The organism is Actinomycetospora sp. TBRC 11914 (assembly GCF_012933465.1).
Taxonomy (GTDB): domain Bacteria; phylum Actinomycetota; class Actinomycetes; order Mycobacteriales; family Pseudonocardiaceae; genus Actinomycetospora.
The window spans coordinates 1-18506 of the sequence record NZ_JABBND010000033.1 but is presented as its reverse complement, the minus strand read 5'-3'; the positions used below and the strand labels follow the sequence as shown (position 1 = coordinate 18506).

At 75.0% G+C, this 18506-nt stretch carries 20 protein-coding genes; 9 read left to right on the top strand and 11 right to left on the bottom strand.

Annotated elements, in window-relative coordinates:
* Positions 1 to 9 precede the first annotated feature (9 nt).
* Positions 10 to 1272 (bottom strand): DNA polymerase IV, encoded by a 1263-nt coding sequence (gene dinB / locus HH311_RS29675; protein ID WP_312030497.1) that lies wholly within the window; start codon positions 1270 to 1272, stop codon positions 10 to 12.
* A gap of 57 nt (positions 1273 to 1329) precedes the next feature.
* Here dinB and HH311_RS29670 point away from each other — a divergent pair, with 57 nt between their 5' ends.
* Genes HH311_RS29670 through HH311_RS29650 form a run of 5 tightly spaced genes read left to right on the top strand, consistent with a single transcriptional unit; the run spans position 1330 to position 5819 of the window.
* Positions 1330 to 1851 (top strand): DUF2505 domain-containing protein, encoded by a 522-nt coding sequence (locus HH311_RS29670; RefSeq protein WP_169187333.1) that lies wholly within the window; start codon positions 1330 to 1332, stop codon positions 1849 to 1851.
* Positions 1851 to 2945, top strand: coding sequence for a nuclease-related domain-containing protein (locus tag HH311_RS29665; RefSeq protein WP_169187332.1), 1095 nt, complete (start codon positions 1851 to 1853; stop codon positions 2943 to 2945). Before HH311_RS29670 ends, HH311_RS29665 begins: the two co-directional genes overlap by 1 nt.
* The gene (locus tag HH311_RS29660) at positions 2942 to 3997 is read left to right on the top strand and encodes a spore photoproduct lyase family protein (protein ID WP_312030496.1); all 1056 of its coding nucleotides are present in this window, start codon (positions 2942 to 2944) and stop codon (positions 3995 to 3997) included. The genes HH311_RS29665 and HH311_RS29660 overlap by 4 nt, the downstream gene beginning before the upstream one ends.
* Before the next feature lie 2 nt (positions 3998 to 3999).
* Complete coding sequence (locus HH311_RS29655) at positions 4000 to 5235, top strand: MFS transporter (RefSeq protein ID WP_248304383.1); 1236 nt, start codon at positions 4000 to 4002, stop codon at positions 5233 to 5235.
* A 47-nt stretch (positions 5236 to 5282) separates the two neighbouring features.
* Positions 5283 to 5819, top strand: coding sequence for a GIY-YIG nuclease family protein (locus tag HH311_RS29650; RefSeq protein WP_169187331.1), 537 nt, complete (start codon positions 5283 to 5285; stop codon positions 5817 to 5819).
* Positions 5820 to 5897: 78 nt separating this feature from the next.
* On the opposite strand, the gene HH311_RS29645 is transcribed toward HH311_RS29650, so the two are convergent.
* The 3 genes from HH311_RS29645 to HH311_RS29635 are packed head-to-tail and all read right to left on the bottom strand — an operon-like array spanning position 5898 to position 8092.
* A complete protein-coding gene (locus HH311_RS29645) occupies positions 5898 to 6227 on the bottom strand; it encodes a TraR/DksA family transcriptional regulator (RefSeq protein WP_169187330.1) in 330 nt (109 codons plus the stop codon).
* Position 6228: 1 nt separating this feature from the next.
* A complete protein-coding gene (locus HH311_RS29640; protein ID WP_312030495.1) occupies positions 6229 to 7188 on the bottom strand; it encodes a diacylglycerol kinase family protein in 960 nt (319 codons plus the stop codon).
* 28 nt (positions 7189 to 7216) lie between these two features.
* The gene (locus HH311_RS29635) at positions 7217 to 8092 is read right to left on the bottom strand and encodes an SDR family oxidoreductase (RefSeq protein WP_312030494.1); all 876 of its coding nucleotides are present in this window, start codon (positions 8090 to 8092) and stop codon (positions 7217 to 7219) included.
* A 120-nt stretch (positions 8093 to 8212) separates the two neighbouring features.
* Between HH311_RS29635 and HH311_RS29630 the strand changes: the two genes are divergently transcribed.
* Complete coding sequence (locus HH311_RS29630) at positions 8213 to 8614, top strand: helix-turn-helix domain-containing protein (RefSeq protein WP_169187329.1); 402 nt, start codon at positions 8213 to 8215, stop codon at positions 8612 to 8614.
* Here the strand turns inward: HH311_RS29630 and HH311_RS29625 are convergent.
* From HH311_RS29625 to HH311_RS29600, 6 genes are all read right to left on the bottom strand, one after another.
* Positions 8566 to 9795 carry a glycoside hydrolase family 88 protein gene (locus HH311_RS29625; protein WP_169187328.1) on the bottom strand — a complete coding sequence of 410 codons (1230 nt, stop codon included), beginning with the start codon at positions 9793 to 9795 and terminating at the stop codon, positions 8566 to 8568. The two genes, HH311_RS29630 and HH311_RS29625, sit on opposite strands and share 49 nt — an antisense overlap.
* Positions 9796 to 10011: 216 nt before the next feature.
* The gene (locus HH311_RS29620; RefSeq protein ID WP_169187327.1) at positions 10012 to 11988 is read right to left on the bottom strand and encodes a primary-amine oxidase; all 1977 of its coding nucleotides are present in this window, start codon (positions 11986 to 11988) and stop codon (positions 10012 to 10014) included.
* Positions 11985 to 13541 carry an APC family permease gene (locus tag HH311_RS29615; protein WP_169187326.1) on the bottom strand — a complete coding sequence of 519 codons (1557 nt, stop codon included), beginning with the start codon at positions 13539 to 13541 and terminating at the stop codon, positions 11985 to 11987. Before HH311_RS29615 ends, HH311_RS29620 begins: the two co-directional genes overlap by 4 nt.
* A gap of 169 nt (positions 13542 to 13710) precedes the next feature.
* Positions 13711 to 14112 carry a hypothetical protein gene (locus HH311_RS29610; protein ID WP_169187325.1) on the bottom strand — a complete coding sequence of 134 codons (402 nt, stop codon included), beginning with the start codon at positions 14110 to 14112 and terminating at the stop codon, positions 13711 to 13713.
* 63 nt (positions 14113 to 14175) lie between these two features.
* A complete protein-coding gene (locus HH311_RS29605; protein ID WP_169187324.1) occupies positions 14176 to 14490 on the bottom strand; it encodes a DUF4326 domain-containing protein in 315 nt (104 codons plus the stop codon).
* Positions 14490 to 15695 (bottom strand): cysteine desulfurase-like protein, encoded by a 1206-nt coding sequence (locus tag HH311_RS29600; RefSeq protein WP_169187323.1) that lies wholly within the window; start codon positions 15693 to 15695, stop codon positions 14490 to 14492. The genes HH311_RS29605 and HH311_RS29600 overlap by 1 nt, the downstream gene beginning before the upstream one ends.
* 129 nt (positions 15696 to 15824) lie before the next feature.
* On the opposite strand from HH311_RS29600, the gene HH311_RS29595 reads away from it, so the two are divergent.
* Together HH311_RS29595 and HH311_RS29590 are read left to right on the top strand one after the other, a co-directional pair.
* Entirely contained in the window at positions 15825 to 16016 is a 192-nt protein-coding gene (locus tag HH311_RS29595) for a hypothetical protein (protein ID WP_169187322.1), read from the top strand.
* Between the two features lie 142 nt (positions 16017 to 16158).
* Positions 16159 to 17298 (top strand): MFS transporter, encoded by a 1140-nt coding sequence (locus tag HH311_RS29590; RefSeq protein ID WP_312030493.1) that lies wholly within the window; start codon positions 16159 to 16161, stop codon positions 17296 to 17298.
* Between the two features lie 32 nt (positions 17299 to 17330).
* On the opposite strand, the gene HH311_RS29585 is transcribed toward HH311_RS29590, so the two are convergent.
* Positions 17331 to 17996: a hypothetical protein gene (locus tag HH311_RS29585; protein ID WP_169187321.1), complete on the bottom strand. Its 666-nt coding sequence runs from the start codon at positions 17994 to 17996 to the stop codon at positions 17331 to 17333.
* A gap of 82 nt (positions 17997 to 18078) precedes the next feature.
* Between HH311_RS29585 and HH311_RS29580 the strand changes: the two genes are divergently transcribed.
* Positions 18079 to 18384, top strand: a complete 306-nt coding sequence (locus HH311_RS29580; RefSeq protein ID WP_169187320.1) for a hypothetical protein — start codon at positions 18079 to 18081, stop codon at positions 18382 to 18384.
* Positions 18385 to 18506 lie beyond the last annotated feature (122 nt).

Below are 18506 nucleotides of genomic sequence, written 5' to 3'. Positions count from 1 at the left end.
GAGCAAGATCTACTCGTGCTCCGGCAGCACCGGCACCGTGATCCCGGGGTCCCGCCCGAGCTGCGTCGCGCGGTTCACCGACGCCGCGCCGAACCGGGCGCGGACCGCGTCGAGGGTGCGGTCGAGCGCGGCGGGGTCCCGGGCGTCGTCGCTCCCGGCGCCGGCGAGCGCCGAGCGCGGCTCCTCGCGCGCGTCGAGGGGCAGCTCGAGCTGCTCGCGTTCCTCGCCCGAGAGGTTGGCCAGCGAGAGCCCGATGAGGGTGATGCCGCGGTCGAGGATCATCGGCATCGCCTCGCGGAGCAGCTCCCGCGCGGCGTCCTGGATCGGCGCGGTCTGCGTGGTCGCCGCGCGCAGCGTGTGGGAGCGCGTGACGCGGGCGAAGTCGTCGAAGCGCAGCCGGAGGACGACGGTGCGGGCGGCGCGGTCGCCGTCGCGCAGCCGCCGCCCGAGCCGGTCGACGATCCCCGCGAGGATCGTGTCGAGCTCCTCGGGCGAGCGCCGACCGCGCCCGAGGGCGCGCTGGGACCCGATGGAGCGGCGCCGCACGCCGGGGGTGACCGCGCGGGGGTCGGAGAACGTGGCGAGGGCGTGGAGGTGCCGACCCGCGGCCCGCCCGAGCAGCGAGACCAGGGCGGGCTCGCCCAGGTCGGCCACGTCGGCGACGGTGTGGATGCCCATCGCGTGCAGCCGGCCGGCGGTCACCCGCCCCACGCCCCAGAGCCGCTCCACCCGCAGCGGGTGCAGGAACTCCCGCTCCCGGTCGGGGTCGACGACGAGGAGGCCGTCCGGCTTGGCGACCCCGCTGGCCACCTTCGCCAGGAACTTCGTCCGCGCCACGCCGACGGTGATCGGCAGCCCGACCTCGGCGAGGACGCGCCCCCGCAGCCGCGCCGCGATGTCCTTCGGGGTGCCGACCAGCTTCGCCAGCCCGCCGACCTCGAGGAACGCCTCGTCGACCGAGAGCCCCTCCACCAGCGGCGTGGTGTCGCGGAAGATCGCGAACACGTCCTTGCTCGCCGCCGAGTAGGCCTCCATCCGCGGGGGCACGACGACGGCGTCGGGGCAGAGCGCCCGCGCCTGCCGGCCGTTCATCGCGGTCCGGACGCCGGCGGCCTTGGCCTCGTAGCTGGCGGCGAGCACCACGCCGCCGCCGACGAGCACGGGGCGTCCGCGCAGCTCGGGGGCATCGCGCTGTTCCACCGAGGCGTAGAACGCGTCGAGGTCGGCGTGCAGGATCGTCGCCCCCGCCCCGCCGCTCCCGGACACGAACACATGTTCGCACGCGGAAGGCGAGGCGCGCCCCGCCTCGGCCACCTAGGGTGAGGTGACGTGACCACCCGACTGCGGGCCAGCCGGGACTACCCCCACGACGTGGCCGACTTCTCCGTCGCGCTGGCCGACCCCGACTTCCACCGCGCGCGCCTCGACGCGGGCGGTGGTGGCGAGGTCGAGCGGCACCGGACCACCGGCACCCCGCAGGACGGCACCGTCGAGGTCGTCGTCCGCCAGCCGGTCCCCACCGGCCAGATCCCGCCGGCCATCGGGCGGCTGCTCACCGGGGGACTGGTGCTGCGCCGCACCGAGCGGTGGCGGTTGGGGCCACGGCGCTGCGACGGCGAGGTGGAGGTCGCGGTGCCCCGGGCCCCGGTGCGGGCCGAGGGCACGATGAGCGTCGCGGCGGCCGCCGGGTCGGGGTGCCGGCTCGCGGTCGACGTGGCGGTCACGGTCACGATCCCGTGGGCGGGCGCGCTGGTCGAGGGCGCGGTCGCCGACGGCGTACGCCAGCTCACCCGCGTCGAGCACGACAACATCACCCGCTGGCTCGACGCGCACACCGACCGGGAGTCCTGATGCCCGCACGCCGCACGCGCCTCGGGCGCGGCGACCGCGTCGTCGTCACCTCGCCCTACGGCAGCCGTCTCGGCACCTACGACCTGCAGACCGGCGAGGTGTCCGACGTCGCGCCGACGTTCCGCGCCACGTTCGTCGCCGAGCTCGACGAGTGGCTCGTCGCGCACGGCATGGAGCGCTTCCCCGGCTTCTCCGACGACGTCGGCGTCCGGCGCCCGTCACGCCGGCAGCGCCTCACCGACACCCTCCGGATCCCGCGCCAGGGCGGCGCCCGGACCCAGGACCGCGCGCCGAGCACGGCCGGGGCCGGGGCCGGGGGAGCCCGCCGTCGGGACCCGGCCGGGGCGCTCGAGCCCGGGCCGGCCACCCCGGCCGATGGCTGGTCGGCCGACAGCGCCGACGGCTTCCGCGCCGATGCGTTCGTCGACGCGGGGCGCCCCACCCACGACGACGTGGCCGAGACCGACGACTGGGAGGACCTCGCCTTCCACGGTCCCGACCACGGCCTGCTCCGCGAGGCCTCCCGTGCCCGCGCGACGGGGAACCGGGAGCGCGACCGCGAGCTGCGGCTGCGCGCCGACGGGCGGCACGCCGTGGCCGACGCGCTGGCCCGCGAGTCCGGCGGCAACGGCCGCGGCCCGCGCTGGCGGATGCTGCACGGCGTCGAGACGGCCGTCGGGCCGGAGACGGTGACGCTGGACCACCTGGTCATCGGGACGCCCGGGGTGTTCGTGGTGGAGGTCCGCCACCAGCCGGGCGGGAAGGTCCACGCCTCCACCACCGGGATCGAGATCGACGGCAAGCAGTTCGACCTCGCGCGCATCCGCACGATCGGCGAGGAGGTCCACGAGCGCCTCGCCGAGGGGATCGCGCTGGCCGCCGGCTTCGAGGAGGTGCTCGACCCGCCGCCGGTGACCCCGGTCATCGCGGTCGTCGGGGGCACCATCGTCACCCACAGCCGGCCGCGCGGGGTGATCGTCGCTCGCGCCGGGGACCTGGCGCGGGCCATGCGCAGCCGGGGCGAGCGGCTCTCCGCCGCCGCGGTGGAGGAGACCTACGCCGTGGCGCGGCGCTCGGACACCTGGCTGCCGTGAGCCTGCTCGACGTCCGCACCATCTGGGCCGAGCCCGCCTCGCTGGCCTCGATGCGGGGCCAGGAGGTCCTCGCGCGCTTCCCCGGCGCCGAGGTCGTCGAGGTCGACTCGCACTGGGCCATCCCCGACCTGCACGGCGACGCCGCGAAGGTGTCGCGGTGGGTGCGGGTGAAGGCGGAGAACCTCGTGCTCGGCGAGAAGAAGTCGCTGACGGTGCGGCCGAACGGCCGCTCCGCGGACTTCATCGCCCCGTCCGGCGCCAACGGCTGCGCCATGGCCTGCGCCTACTGCTACGTCCCGCGCCGCAAGGGCTACGCCAACCCGATCACCGTCTTCACCAACATCGACGGCATCGCCCGCGCCGTCAGCCGCCACCTGGCGCGCACCGGCCCGAAGACCGAACCCAACCAGTGCGACCCCCGCGACTGGGTGTACGACCTCGGCGAGAACTCGGACTGCTCGGTGGACGCGCTGGTCTCCGACAACGTCGCCGACCTCGTCCGCCACGTCGCCGGCCTCGAGGGCGCGAAGGCGTCCTTCGCGACGAAGTACGTCAACCGCGACCTGCTCGCGCTCGACCCCCGCGGGCGCACCCGGGTGCGGTTCTCGCTGATGCCCCGCGAGGACGCCCAGCTGCTCGACCTGCGGACCAGCTCGATCGACGAGCGCATCGACGCCGTCGACGACTTCCTCGCGGCCGACTACGAGGTGCACCTGAACTTCTCGCCGGTGGTGCTGCGCGAGCGCTGGCAGTCGCGCTGGGCAGCGCTGCTCGACGAGCTCGGCGAGCGGCTCTCCCCCGCCGCGCGCGCCCAGGCGGCGTGCGAGGTCATCCTCCTCACCCACAACGAGGGGCTGCACGAGGTCAACCTCGGCTGGCACCCGCGGGCCGAGGACGTGCTCTGGCGTCCCGAGGCCCAGGAGCCCAAGCGCTCGCAGAACGGCCAGGAGAACGTCCGCTACCGGGTCGACGTCAAGCGGCGGGCGGTGGCGCGGTTCCGGGAGCTGGTCGCGGTCCACGCCCCGTGGCTGCCGATCCGGTACGCGTTCTGACGATGTCCGGGCAGGCCCCGCCCACCCGCACCGACCGCCGCGCCCGCGGCGCCGTCATGGCGCTCTTCGCCGTCAACGGGGCCACCTACAACTCCCTCGTCCCCCGCTTCCCGGCGCTGCGCGACGGGCTGGGGCTGTCGAACACCGAGCTCGGCACCGCGATCGCGGCCTTCCCCGCGGCCGCGCTGCTGGTCGGGGTGGCCGCCGGCCCGCTCATCGCCCGGCTCGGCAGCGGGCGGGTCGCCGCGTCGGTGTCGCTGCTGGGGGCGGCACTGCTGCCGCTGGTGGCACTGGCGCCGGGGTGGTGGGCGCTCGCCGGGGCGTTGTTCCTGCTCGGGATCACCGACGCGTGGACCGACGCCGCGATGAACGCCCACGGCCTGCTCGTCCAGGACCGCTACGGCCGCTCGATCATCAACGGCCTGCACGCGACGTGGAGCATCGCCGCGGTCGGTGCGGGCCTGCTCGGGGCGGCCGCGGCCGGGCTGGGCGTGCCGGTGGTGGTCCACCTGACGGTGGTCGGGGCGGTCCTGGTGGTGACCTCGGCCCTGGCGTGGCGCCTCGTGCTGCCGCCGGAGCACCACGGGGCGACCGCGTCGCCGGGAGCCGGGCTGGGCGGGGTGCTGACGTCGTGGCGGGTGGTGGCGCCCCTGCTCGCCGTGGCCGGGCTGATGGTGTGCTCGGGGGCGGTCGAGGACTCGTCCGCGTCGTGGGGGGCGGTGTACCTGCGCGACGACCTCGGGGCGGGCGCGTTCGTGGCCGGCCTGCCGTTCGTGGCCTTCCAGGCGACGATGACGCTGGGGCGCCTGGCGGGCGACCGGGTCACCGACCGCGTCGGCCCCGTGGCGGTGGCGCGGACCGGGGCGCTCGTCGCGGCGGTGGCCCTGGTGGCGGCGCTGCTGCTCGCGCACCCGGCGGCGGCGATCGCCGGGTGGGCGCTGGCCGGGCTCGGCGTCGCCACCCTCTTCCCGCTGGCGTTCGCGGCGGCCGGCGCCGTGCCGGGGGCGCGGGCGGGCGACGGGATCGCCGTCGTCGGGTTCCTCGCCCGCCTCGGCTTCCTCACGACGCCCCCGATCATCGGGGCGATCGCCGACGCCTCCTCGGTGGGCACCGGCCTGCTCGTCGTCCCGGTGGCGGCGCTCGGGGCCGCCGTCCTGGCGCGGTCGCTGCGCCCGCGGGGGTCCGCGGCGTCCGCGGGGCCTGCGGGCTCTGCGCGAGGGGAACCCCCGGCCGTCTAGAGCGACCGGATCCTCCCCTCGTGACCGGGCGGAGGAGACTGCCGCCCATGACCCCGGAGGAGGCCGCCGCCGCGCTCACCGCCGTGCCCGGCGAGCTGGACGCGACCGTGGCCGACCTGCCCGGCGCGCCCGGCCACGTCGCGTGGTGGGCGGCGCCGTCGGTGCTCCCGGCGCTCGGCGGGGCCCCGCACCCGTCGGCCGACCTCCGGCTGCTCGACCTCGGCACCGCGACCATGCTGCGCAACCGCGTCCGCCGTCAGGACCTCTACCGCACCGGGGTGTCCCGGCTGCGCCGCGTCGTCGCCGGGCTGCTGCTCGCCGAGCTCGCGCTGGCCCCGACGTGGGCCGCGGACGTGGTGCTGCCGAAGGCCGACGAGGAGCGGCTCACCGCCTGGCTGCGGGCGCGGCTGGCGCTGACGTGGGTTCCCGACGACGGCCGCGAAGCCCACCGCGCGCGGGTCGCGGCGCTGCTCGGGCCGGTCGGGCTGGACTCACCGGGCGCGCACGAGGCCGAGCAGCGCTACGTCGTCGCGGCCGGGGAGAAGGCGCCGCGGGAGGTCGGGGTGCCGTTCCGCCGGCCGTGAACCGGGCCGGAGAGCCGCGACGATGCGGCTTTTCTGCCACTGGATGCAAGCAACGACGCTCCGCTGGCGTTGGAGCACCTACGCGTGCCGCACACACCGCCGCGCCGTCGGCCGCGCCTCCAGCCGCTCGCCCGGGATGGGCCGCCCGCACACCTCGCAGATGCCGTAGGTGCCCGCGTCCAGCCGCCCGAACGCCGCGTCGACCTCCGCCAGGTCGGCCCGGGCGCGGCGCAGCAGCGCCTGGGTCTGGGCGCGCTCGTAGGCGACGGTCTGGCCCTCGGGGTCGTGCTCGTCGTCGCCCGAGCTCGACGACGCGGTCTCGACGATGGCCGCGACCTGCGCCTCGAGCGCGGCGATCCGGGCCTGCGTCGCCGACCGCTCGGCCGCCAGGTCCTCGGCGGCGCTCACCTCAGCGCACCGTGGACAGCGCGCCGTGCACGAGCTCGATCACGACGGAGGTGTCGGCCGGCAGGGTGATGACCTCGCCGTCGAGCTGCAGCGGGAGCTCGGAGAGGGTGCGGAAGCGCAGGCGACGGGCGCTCGGCTGCCAGCCCAGTCCCTGCCACGCGGCCCGGATCCCCGTGAGCAGGAGCCGGAAACGGCCCCGATGGGGGATGCCGACGATCTCGAACCGGCCGTCCGCGGGGTCCCCGGTGTCGGAGAGCCGGACGTACTTCGCCATCTCCGACAGGTTGGCCATGATCAGGCTGTCGTAGGTGTGGCGGCCGAGGAACTCCCCCACCCCGACGCCGCGCTCGGCCCCGCCCTCGAACGCCTCCAGCTCGATCTCGAACGGCCGGAACCGCAGGAACTCCCGCACGGTGGTGACCAGCTCGCGCAGCGACCCCTTCCCGCTGCGCTCGAGCGAGAGGGCCACGACGGGGGTGATGCCGAGCCCGATGTAGGAGTGGGCGTAGCGCGGCGGGTTCGGCCCGACGCTCAGCCGCAGGACGTCGAGGTGCTCGACCACGCCGTCGGCGATCGCCTCGGCCAGGGGCCGCCGCCGGGTGACCCGCCGGTGGTCGTTGGCGTTGCCGGCCGAGGCGACCGCGACGACGGTCCCGGTGTGCCGGCCGTCGCCACCGGCCATCGCCCCGTCGACGACCTCGTTGTAGCCGCCGTCGCCGGAGACCGAGACCACGAGCGGCCGGTAGGTCCGGGCCGCGCTCTCGGCGATCCGGCGCGCGTGCCCGGCGTACTCGGTGGGCACGAGCTCGACGTCGAGGTCCGGCGCGAGGCGGCGCAGGTCGCGCGCGAGGGTGTGCGCCTTGCCCTCGCCGCCGCCCGAGCTCGTCGGGTTGTAGACCAGCAGCACACTCTCGTACGGCCGCGGCGCGGGCGGACCGGGCACGGAGGACGCAGCGGACACCCTGCCGAGGTTAGCGGCTCGCGCCGGTTCAGACGGGTGTGACGACGTCCCGCACGGCCGCGTCGACCACCTCGGTCCACGGGGTGGCCGGGCGGCCGAGCAGCCGCGCGAGGTCGTCGCCGGGCGCGGTGAGCCACCCGGCGGCGGCACCGCGGTCGGAGTCGGCGAGCACCGCGGCGAACGCCTCGGGCAGGCCGGCGCCGACGAGCGCCTCGCGGAAGCCGTCGACGGACAGGTCGGTGTAGGGCACCTCGCGGCCGGCGGCCCGGCCGATCTCGGCGGCGAGCTCGGCGCGGGTGAAGCCGGGGCCGCCCAGCTCGAGGACGTCGCCCGGGGCGGCGCCGCCGGTGAGCGCGACGACGGCCGCCTCGGCGTAGTCGGCGCGGGTGGCGGCGTCGAAGCGGCCGTCCCCGGAGGCCCCGACGATGCCGTGCTCGACGTCGGCGGCCAGGCTCGCGAGGAAGTTCTCGGTGTACCAGCCGTTGCGCAGCAGGACGTGCGGGACGCCGGCGTCGGCCAGCATCCGCTCGGTGGCCGCGTGCTCGGTCGCGAGGAGCATGTCCGAGGTCTGCGCGTGCAGGATGCTGGTGTAGCCGACCAGCTCGACGCCGGCGGCGGCCAGCGCCTCGACCACGCGCCGGTGCTGGTCGAGCCGCGCCCCGGCGTCGCTGCCGGACACGAAGAGCACGCGGGTCGCGCCGTCGAGGGCGGCGGCGAGCGAGGCCGGGTCGTCGTAGTCGGCGCGGCGGACGTCGACGCCGCGGGCGGCGAGGTCGTCGAGGGTGTCGACGCGCCGCCCCGTCGCGCGGACCTCCGCCGCGGGCACGCGCTCCAGCAGGGCCTCGACGGCCAGGCGGCCGAGCGATCCGGTGGCTCCGGTGATGACGTACACGGTGGCTCCCACGGTGGGTGCGGGCCGCCGGGCGCGGCCCCTCGTCGTCGCCAACCGCGCTGGTCGGGGGCTGCTTCCCGACGGCGAGTCAGCACCTTGAAGTGCGGTAGGTACCAGGTGGATAGTGACCAGGTGACCGGGAACGTGTTCGCCGCCGAGTGCCCGAGCCGCCAGGTGCTCGACCGCATCGGCGACCGGTGGAGCATCCTCGTCGTCCGCGTCCTCGCCGACGGGACGCTGCGCCACGGCGCGATCGCCGCCCGCATCGGCGGCATCACCCCGAAGATGCTCACCCAGACGCTGCGGGGCCTCGAGCGCGACGGGCTCGTCACCCGCACCGTGTACGCCGAGATCCCGCCGCGGGTGGAGTACGCGCTCACCGGGCTCGGCCGCAGCCTGCTCGGGCTGACGCGCGCGCTCGAGGAGTGGGCCGAGACCCACATCGACGACGTCGAGGCCGCCCGGGCGGCCTACGACGACGCCGCTCAGGAGCGCGCGGGGTCCGACCAGCGCCGGGCGGCCTCGAGGAAGTAGTAGTCGGCGTAGACGATCCCGACGTCGACCTCGTCGTCCTGCGGCTTCCCCCCGGTCGCGTGGGCGAGCAGCGCCGGGCCCTCGGGGGCCACGTCCGTGGTCGCCAGCTCGTCGAGGGTCTCGCCCGCCGCCTGCCGGTAGCGGGCCCCGTCGGCGCCGCCGACCTGGTCGGCGAGGTCGAGCAGGCCCGACGCCGCGACGGCGGCCGCCGAGGTGTCGCGCTCCTCGGTCGGCTTCGAGAAGTCCCAGGCCGGCACCCGGTGGCCGGGCGAGGTGTGCGCGAGCCACCAGTCCGCGGCCTTCTGGGCCGCCGCCCGCAGCTCGGCGTTGCCCGCCGCCCGGGCCTGGGCGGCGAAGCCGTGGATCGCCCAGCCCTGCCCGCGCGACCACGTCGAGTCCGGTGCGGCGCCCTGCCAGGTGTCGCGCTTCAGGAAGGCGCCGGTGTCGGGGTCGAAGACGGCGACGTGGGCGACGCTGCCGTCGGGGCGCATGTTCGTCCTCGAGGCGGTCAGCGCGTGCTGGGTCGCGATGTCCTTCCACGCCGGGTCGCCGCCGGGCAGGGCCGCCGCCCGGTCGAGCAGCGCGAGGTTCATCGTCGTGTCGATGATGACCGGGAAGCGCCACGAGCCGCGCTTGTCGTCGTCGCCCTCGGTGTCCCAGCTCTTGATGGCGTGGACCTTCGCCGAGTACCGGGTCGCGAGGCTGCGGGCGGCGGTGACGACCTGGTCCGCGCCGGCCCCCGTCGCCGCGAGCTGGTCGCCGAAGCTGTCGTCGACGACGAAGCCGAGGTCATGGGTGTCGGTGCGGGTCACCTGCGAGGCGATGGGCGCGGTCCAGCGCTGCGCGCGGGCGGTCCACGCCTGGTCCCCGGTGAGCTCGCGGGCGAGCCACAGCTCGCCGGGAAAGAACCCGGAGGTCCAGTCGGTGACCGGCTTCGTCGACCATGTGGTCTTCCCCTGGTCGACCGAGCGGGGGTAGCCGGCGGCCGGGTCGAGCTGGTCGGCGGCACCGGCGAGCCGCTGGTAGGCGGTGGGCAGGACCTTCGTCACCGACGCCGGCAGCGGTGTCGCCGGCGCGGCGGCCGACGACGGGGCCGCCGGGTCGGCGGCGGGCGCGCTCGGCGCCGTCTCCCCCTGGCCGCAGCCGGCCAGCAGGACACCCACCAGGACCACAGCCGCCACACCCGTCACACGGCGAGACTGCCCCGCCGTCCCGACGATGTGCGCCCCCGCCGTCGATTCGCCCACGATCGAGTCACCCCCCGGTGTCGGCCGCACCGTAGCCCGATCAGGCGACGGCAGCCGCACCGCCCCGGGGGACGAACGGCCGGTTCGTCACGATCAACCGTGACGAACCGGCCGTTCGTGCGTCGCCGGCGGCGACGCGAGCCCGCGACGTCAGTGGCAGACGTCCCCGTCGGCGGAGCCGTGCGCCTCGCTCGGCGGCAGGTCCAGGGCCGGGTTGCCGTCGAAGAACCCCGAGGGCCGGAGCATGAAGCCGATCGTCGACACCGGCATCACCGGCCAGTCCTCGGGACGCACCACGTGGTGGGCGCCCATCGTGTACCAGACGACGACGTCGGTGCCCTCGAGCGGACGGTCGGCGTCGAGATAGGTCGGCAGACCCGTCCCGCGCGGCGCCTGGAGCGGGTAGTCGCCCGCGGCGAAGCGCTGCTCGGGGTCCTCGGCGGTCACCCAGAGGGTGTGCTCGGTGAACCCGGACCGCGGCGCGAAGAGCGCGTCGGGCGAGTACATCGGCGGCACCGTCGACCCCGGCATGAGCGCGTACGCGGTCGGCGCCCCGGTCGGGCCGGTCTGCGTCGTGCTCTCGATCTTCCAGAACCGCGCCTTCCCGGGCGCGGTGTCCCGCGCCCCCACCGCCTCGGAGGTGACCGGCGTCCGCGTCGTCACCCAGGCGTTGCCGTGCGGGTTCGCCGGGCCGGGCGGGGAGGGCACCGAGTCGACCTCGACGACGGTGTTCGCCACGCCGTCGACGGTCATGTCCAGGCGCACGCAGAAGAAGTGCTGGTGGTGGGGGCCGTAGAGCCCGGGCGCGACGAGCGTGCCGTGCTCGGGCACCGTGCCCTCCGGCACCGCGCCGGTGGAGATGACGCCGGTCAGCTTGACCTCGTACTCGATGAGGCCGTCGTTGTAGAGGTACCAGAAGTAGCCGTACTCGTAGTTCCCGACGGTGACGATCGAGGAGATCACCAGGCGCCGCCGACGGCGGACCTCGACGGCCTCGGTGCGGAAGTCGGTGTGCTTCCACGCGATGCCGGTGTCCTCCTCGTGCATGCAGATCGCGTTCGGGATGGTGACCGCGTTGCCGTCCTGGTCGTTGACGACGCCGTCGAAGTATCGGATGTGCCCGACGCAGTCGCACCCGAGCGTCAGCGGGTTCGCGAGCCACCCGACGCCGTACTCGCCCTGGTCGAACACGTTCTTGAACCGGTGCGTGGGCGCGGGGTCGCCGTAGGGCACGTACATCTCCGCGAGCGAGGCGCGGTGCAGCACCGGGCGCCGGGTACCGCGGTCGTCGTAGGCGACCTCGTGGAGCACGAGGCCCTCGCGCGGGGTGAACCCGATCCGCAGGTGCCACTTCTGCCAGCTCACCGCGTGCCCGTCGACGGTGAAGCTCGGGCCCTCGGGCTGGGTGATCACGATCGGCTTCACGTCGTCGCGGATCGTCTCGACCCGGGGGACGTTCGCCGCGTCGTGGATCCAGGGCTGCTCGTAGTTCGCGGGCCGTGACGGGACGTCGACGACGCCGTGGTCGGTCACGTCGACGACCTCGCGCAGGTCGAGGTCGACGGTGACGACCAGCCCCTCGACCGGCCGGGCGTAGCCGTGCTCGCCCGGGGCGGAGCGCACCCACGTGAGCGGCCGGACGATGCGCCGCGCGCTCGGGTCGTCCTCCGGCCCGGTCCACGACGAGGCCCAGGGGTCGATCATCGCCAGCGAGAAGTCGGTGATCCCGCGCCGCGTCATCGCCTCCTGCCAGCGGGGGTCGGCGCGCACGATGTCCTCGGTCGCGAAGAACTCCTCGGCCATCACCGGGGCCTGCACGCCGGGACGGGGCCGCCAGGACAGGACGCTCTGCTCGGTCAGCGAGACGACGGCCTCGTAGAGCAGCCGCTCGCCGCGCTCGTAGAGCACGATCTCGGCCTCGCGGGGCAGCGGGTGCTCCGCGTCGTACCCGGCGAGCGCGGTCTTCGTGGGCTCGTGGAGGGCGACGAACACGAACCGTGCGGTGTCGGCCAGCCCCCGGGCCTCCTTGAGCAGCGCGGACGCCGCCGTCACCTCCTCGGCCGTGAGCGGCTCGAGGGGGTGGACGGCCTCGGTGGTGGCGGTGCGGGGTTCCTCGAGCGCGGTCATGCGTGGGCCTCCTTGTCGGACACTGCCGGGTCGTCGTCGAGCACGGGGTCGGAGAGGGAGAAGTGCCCGAGGCCGGCGTAGACCTCGGGACGGCGGGCGCGCAGGACCAGGGCGACGACCACCCCGGCCACGAAGATCACCAGCGGCACGTAGGGCAGCAGGGTGATGAAGGGGACGCCCTCGGCGGCGGCCAGCGCGGCACGGTTGTCGATGAGCAGGAAGCAGGCGCCGACCATGGCGACGAACCCGATCACCGGGGCGATCAGCGTGCTCCACACCCGGAAGCCGTCGCGGGCCGTCGTCAGGAAGTACCGGATGATCGCGACGCAGACCAGGGCCTGGACGGCGAGGATGCCGAGGACCCCGAGCAGCGGGGACCAGGTGCCGAGCTTGGTCAGCGCGCCCTCGGTTGAGGGGTCGTAGAGGACGAAGGCGAGGCAGTAGAGCGCGACGACGACGGTGGTCGTCATGGCGGCGACGCCCGGGCTGCGGTGCTTCGAGGTCCGCCCGAGCACCCGCGGCAGCACGCGCTCGCGTCCCAGCGCGAACAGGTAGCGGGAGGACGTGTTGTAGAAGGCCATCGCGCAGGCGAAGGAGCTGGTCACCGCGAGGATCTCGATGATCACGGTCAGCCAGCCGCCGACGAAGCGGTCCGAGAGCGGGTAGAAGGCGGACGCGAACACGCCGTTCAGCTGGTCGGAGACCGCCTTCACGCTGCCGGTGAGGCCCCAGCCGGTGACGAAGGCGTACGAGACGATCATGTAGAAGATGCCGAGCCCGATCACCGAGCCGTAGGTCGCGATGGAGGCGATCCGGTGCGGCTCGCGCGACTCCTCGGCGTAGTTCGGCGCCATCTCGAAGCCGACCCAGGACCAGAACGCCGCGAACAGCGCGATGCCCGCCGCCCCGGTGCCGAAGATCTGCAGCGCGCCCGGGTTGTCGAAGATCGCCGCGGGGTTGAACGGCGCGGGCGAGAAGCCCTCGGCGCCGCCCTGGACGAAGACCGCCACCGACAGCACGACCAGGGCGAGCACCTCGGCGACGAGCATGACACCGAGGACCTTCGCGGTCAGCTCGATGTGGAACCACGCCAGCAGGCTCATGATCGCGAGCCCGGCCGCCATGTAGAGCCAGGCCGGGAGGGCGAGCCCGGTGAAGGCCTCGACGGTCGTGGCGGCGAAGTAGCCCATCACGCCGATGACGGCGCCGACGAAGACCATGTAGCAGAGCGCGATGAGCAGCCCCGACCCCAGCCCGACGACGCGACCGAGCCCCCGGCTGACGAACGTGTAGAAGCCGCCGGCGCTGGTCACCCGCCGCGACATCGCGATGTAGCCGACCGAGAAGATCGTCAACGACACCGTGGCGATGAAGAACGCGGCGGGCGTCGCCCAGCCACCGCCGTTCACCGAGACGGGGACGTTGAAGAGCATCGCGGTGAGCGGAGCGGCGCCGGTGACGATGCAGAAGAGGACCGAGGGCAGCCCGAGGGCGTTGTCGGCCAGTCGCCCGTGGTGCTCGGGAGGTGCGGTGACGGACTGTGTCGCGGTCATGAGACCTCCGAGGCGCCGGTGGGTGATGATCCGCCCACTCTCGGAAGTGGTTGTGACCAATGCATCACCGAAAGGCAACGCTCCGCTCACGAGCACGGCCGACGGATACGCAGGACGGACGATCCGGACCGCCGGTGAGACATCGCGGGCGCGCGTGACCCGCGGTGAGTCAGACCTGGCCGGTCAGCGCCGTGCCGCCCGGGTCGCGGGAGGGGGCACGCAGCGTGGGCACCACGAGCACGATCGCGACGACGCTGAGCACCAGGTAGACGACGTTCGCCACGACGAAGCCCGTCGACACCGTCGGGTCGGTGAAGGCCATGACCGAGAAGACCGCGCCGATCACGCGGATCACGACGCTGACCCACATGGCCCACCGGGCACCGGTCGCGAGCCAGACGCCGAGGACGACGAGGGCGAGCACCCCGAAGACCAGCGTCAGCGTGTTCGCGATGGCGGGAGCGTCCGCCGGGGCCGGGAAGATCCACGGGCTGAGCAGGTCGACGAGGCCGAAGAGCGCGAGCAGGACGACGCCGGTCAGAACGGACGGGCGCCGGGTGAGAGCTGTCATGCTCACCGAGAGTGAGTCGTCTCCGGGCCCCTGTCTGCCGTAGGGGACTACTGCACCGCGGGGCTACGGCTCGCCGCCGGCGGCCACCCGGAGCAGCACGTCGGCATGGCAGGGCTCGTCCTCGGCGCACCAGCAGGCGAGATCGTGGCCGGCCAGCTCGTCGCGGGCCCTCGCCACGAGATCCGGCTGCTGGGCGAGCCACCGCCGGTACAGCGCGATCATCGTGTCGCGGTCGAGGGTGACCTCGACGTCGTCGTCGGTGTGTACGGCCGCACCGAGCCGGAACGGGTTCCCCCACGACGACGGGCGCGCGACGGTGATCGTCCCCTCGGGCTTGCGCGAGCCCTTGGCCCGGCGCAGCCGGATGCGCTCGGGCATCAGCTCGCCTCCTGGCTGAGCTTCGCGAGCCCGTCGAGCAGCCGGTCGACGTCCTCGTCGTCGTTGTAGGGCGCGAGCCCGATCCGCAGCGCCCCGTCGTCGCCGAGCCCGAGCCGCCGCGACGCCTCGAGCGCGTAGAAGGACCCGGCGGGCGCGAAGACCCCGCGGTCGGCCAGCCCCTGGTGGGCCCGGCGCCCGCCGCCGGGGACCTTTACGAGCAGCGTCGGGGTCCGGTGCGCGGCCCGCGAGAGCACCGACACCCCGGGGATCCACGCGAGCCCGGTCTCGATCCGCTCCCGCAGCCGGTCCTCGTGGGCCTCGACGGCGCCCATCGCGGCGACCAGGCGGTCCCGACGCGGGCCGCGGTCGGGTCCCAGCGACGCCAGCACGTCCACGGCCGCCGTCGTGCCGGCGAGGAGCTCGTAGGGCAGCGTGCCGAGCTCGAAGCGCTCCGGGACCGCGTCGGTGGAGGGCAGCAGCTTGTCGGGGTGCAGGGTCTCCAGCAACGCCGGGTCGGCCGCGAGCACCCCGCAGTGCGGGCCGAGGAACTTGTAGGGCGAGCAGAGGAAGACGTCGGCGCCGACGGCGGCCACGTCGATCGCCGCGTGCGCGGTGAGGTGCACCCCGTCGACCACGAGGAGCGCCCCGGCGTCGTGCACCCGCGCGGCGATCCCGGCCAGCGGCGGGCGGGTCCCGACGAGGTTCGAGGCCCCGGTGACCGCGACGGCCCTCGTCCGGTCGGAGAGCTGGGCCGCGACGTCCTCGACGCGCAGCTCGGTCGTCTCCGGGTCGAAGTCGGCCCACCGGACCGTGGCCCCGGCCCGCTGCGCCGCGATCACCCACGGCCGGATGTTGGCGTCGTGGTCGAGGCGGGTGACCACCACCTCGTCGCCCGGGCCCCAGGTCGTCGCGAGGGTGCGGGCGAGGTCGACGGTCAGCGCCGTCATGCTCCGGCCGAAGACGATCCCGCGGGGGTCGGCGGCCAGCAGGTCCGCCATCGCGCCGCGGGCGGCGAGGACCACCTCGTCGGAGAACCGCTCGGCCGGCGTCGTGCGGCCGCGGTTGGCGATCGGCGCGGTGAGGGTGCCGGCGACGGCCTCCCCGACCTCGCGCGGGACCTGGGAGCCGCCGGGCCCGTCGAAGTGCGCGAAGCCGCGGTCGAGGGCGGGGAAGCGGGAGCGCAGCGCGGCGACGTCGTAGGGCACCGGGTCAGTCTGACGTTCGCCCGACCGGAGCACCTCCCAGGTTTCGCCGTAACGATCGCCGCCCACCCGTCGGATACACGCACGACAGGCGGTCCACGGGCCGCGACGAGCGGGATCGAGGTGGTCGGGGTGAGCGTGCAGCTCGAGACGCAGGGTGACTCGGCTCGCCGCACGGACCGGCGCCACGAGATGGCGTCCCTCCCCGCTCCCCGCCCGGTCCCCGACCGGCCCCGCCCCCGCTGGCGCGAGGACGTCGGCGCCGCCGTCCTGCTCTCGGTGCTGGAGACCCTGCGCGACGAGGACGTCACGACGAGCGCGTAGGTCCCCGCGGAAGCGGGCATGCCCTCCGACGGATCAGCCGGGCGCAACCGAGCGGAGGACCGCCATCAGCGCGTCGACCGAGGCCTCGACCACCACACGGCGGAGCGGGCTGCGCGGTCCGGCCGCGGCCGCCGTCGTCGCGGTGGCCTTCCTCATCACCATGCTCGGGGCGACGCTGCCGACCCCGCTCTATCCGATCTACGAGCGGGAGCTCGGCTTCGGCGGCGTGATGGTGACGTGCATCTTCGCCGCCTACGCGGTCGGCGTCGCCGCCGCGCTCGTCCTCTTCGGCCGGCTCTCCGACCAGGTCGGACGGCGCGCGGTGCTGCTGCCCGGACTCGTCCTCGCCGCGGTCTCGAGCGCCGTGTTCCTCATCCCGGGCGACGTCCCGACGCTCTTCGTCGGCCGCGTGCTCTCCGGCCTCTCCGCCGGAATCTTCACCGGGACGGCCACCGCGACGCTCGTCGACCTCGCACCCGAGGGCCGCCAGCAGCGGTACAGCCTCCTCGCGGCCGCCGTGAACATGCTCGGTCTCGGCCTCGGCCCGGTGCTGGCCGGGGCGCTGGCGCAGTACGCGCCGGCCCCGCTCTCCCTGCCGTACGTGGTGCACATCGTCCTGTGCCTCGTCGTCGGGATCGCCCTGTTCGCGATCGCCGAGCCGATCACCCCGGCCGAGGGACCGGTGTCCTTCCGCCCTCAGCGGGTGTCGGTCCCGCCGGAGGTGCGGGGCGTCTTCGTGCGGGCCGCGATCGCCGGGTTCGCGGGCTTCGCGGTGCTGGGCCTGTTCACCGCGGTGTCGCCGTCGTTCGTCGCGCAGGGCCTGCACATCGCGAACCACCTGGTGACGGGGCTGGTGGTGTTCACGCTGCTCGGGGCCTCGACGCTGGGCCAGCTCGCGTCGGCGCGGCTCGGCGAGCGGCCGGCGCTGCTCGTGGGCTGCGCGGCGCTCGTCGTCGGGGTCCTGGTGGTCGGCCTGTCGGTCGCCGTGGCGTCGCTGTGGGTGCTCGTGGTGGGCGCCGCGGTGGCCGGCGTCGGGCAGGGGATGAGCTTCCGGGCCGGGCTCGGCGCGGTGAGCGCGGGCAGCCCGGCGGAGCGGCGCAGCGAGGTGGCGTCGAGCTTCTTCCTCGTGCTCTACGTCGCGATCTCGCTACCGGTGATCGGCGAGGGCATCGCCACGGCGGCGTTCGGCCTGGTCACCTCGGCCGTGGCGTTCTCGGTGATCGTCGCGGTGCTCGCGGCGGTCGCGTTCGTGAGCCTGCTGCGCCGCCCGTCGTCGGACTGAGGGCGCTCGGGCGGGGCACTCGGGCGGAGCACTCAGGCGCCGACGAGGCACTCGGCGCTGCGGCCGCTCCAGGTGACGCGGCCCTGGTCGGCGAGCTCGGCGGCCGTGCGCCGGCCGGCCAGGAGCAGGAGGAACGCCTCGGCCTCGGCGTCGATCTCGGCCGTCGGGAGGGCCGGGCCGTCGCCCACCCGGAGGGTCCGGTCGATCTCCACGGGGCCGCCGGGCCACGTCCGGACGAGGAGGCGCAGGCTGGTCGGGCGGGCGCCGGTCCGGGCGAGCAGCCGGGGGACGAACGCGCTCGCCAGCCGGCAGCCCTCGAGCGCGGCGGGTGCGACGGCGTCCGTGTCGAGGTCGAGCCCGAGGGCCTCGTGCAGGTCGTGGGTGTGCAGGCACATGTCCAGGCACTGCGCCTCGAGGACGCGGCCCGACGGCGCCGACGCGTGGACCGCCCGTTCGGCCCGCTCGTGGGCCCGCGCGAGCGCCTCCTGCAGCTGGTCGGGTGCCGCGTAGTGGACGCCGGTGAGGTGGGTGACGAGGTCGGTCACGTCGGTGCCGCCGGTGTCCAGCGCCGCCGAGGCCACCGCGGCGGGTGATCCGGAGGGCACCAGCGGGCGGGACCAGTCGTCGCCGTGCAGGCCCGACACGAGGTCGTCGGTGACGTCCCAGAGCCGGAGCAGGGCCCGGGTCGCGTCGTCCATGGCATCGCTCCCGTCCTCGCGGACCTCTCCGGAAACGGTAGTGACCCAGACCACACCGGGCAACGGTGCCATGCTCTCCGACGTGGGCGCGGAGGAGTCGTTCGAGGCGCTGGCGACGGAGCAGCTGGCGGTGCCGGGCGTGACCCGACGCTCGATGTTCGGCCGGGACACGCTGCTCGTGGACGGCCACCCGTACGCCTTCCGCGACGGGGAGCGGGTGACACTGAAGCACCCGGCGGCGGGCGAGCTGGTGGCGGCCGGGCGCGGGGTGGTGCCGGTGATGGGATCGCGGGCGATGCGGGGGTGGGTGGCGGTGCCGTTGGGGTCGTCTTCGCTTTCGGGGCTGGCTGAGCTGGCGGCCGCGGCCCGGGGGCACCTGGCTTCGTGAAGATCACCGGAATGGCCTAGCCGATCTCCTCGTGGCTCGGGCCGTGACTGTCGGACCCTCGAACTAGCGTTCGAACCATGACGGCGGTGGTGGACGCTCCGGGCGGGTGCTTCGCCGACCCA

Bases quoted from the DNA above. Each gene is read 5' to 3' on its own strand.
- HH311_RS29665 (WP_169187332.1), top strand. From the start codon at position 1,851: ATGCCCGCACGCCGCACGCGCCTCGGGCGCGGCGACCGCGTCGTCGTC.
- HH311_RS29655 (WP_248304383.1), top strand. From the start codon at position 4,000: ATGTCCGGGCAGGCCCCGCCCACCCGCACCGACCGCCGCGCCCGCGGC.
- HH311_RS29650 (WP_169187331.1), top strand. From the start codon at position 5,283: ATGACCCCGGAGGAGGCCGCCGCCGCGCTCACCGCCGTGCCCGGCGAG.
- HH311_RS29620 (WP_169187327.1), bottom strand. From the start codon at position 11,988: ATGACCGCGCTCGAGGAACCCCGCACCGCCACCACCGAGGCCGTCCAC.
- HH311_RS29615 (WP_169187326.1), bottom strand. From the start codon at position 13,541: ATGACCGCGACACAGTCCGTCACCGCACCTCCCGAGCACCACGGGCGA.
- HH311_RS29610 (WP_169187325.1), bottom strand. From the start codon at position 14,112: ATGACAGCTCTCACCCGGCGCCCGTCCGTTCTGACCGGCGTCGTCCTG.
- HH311_RS29605 (WP_169187324.1), bottom strand. From the start codon at position 14,490: ATGCCCGAGCGCATCCGGCTGCGCCGGGCCAAGGGCTCGCGCAAGCCC.
- HH311_RS29585 (WP_169187321.1), bottom strand. From the start codon at position 17,996: ATGGACGACGCGACCCGGGCCCTGCTCCGGCTCTGGGACGTCACCGAC.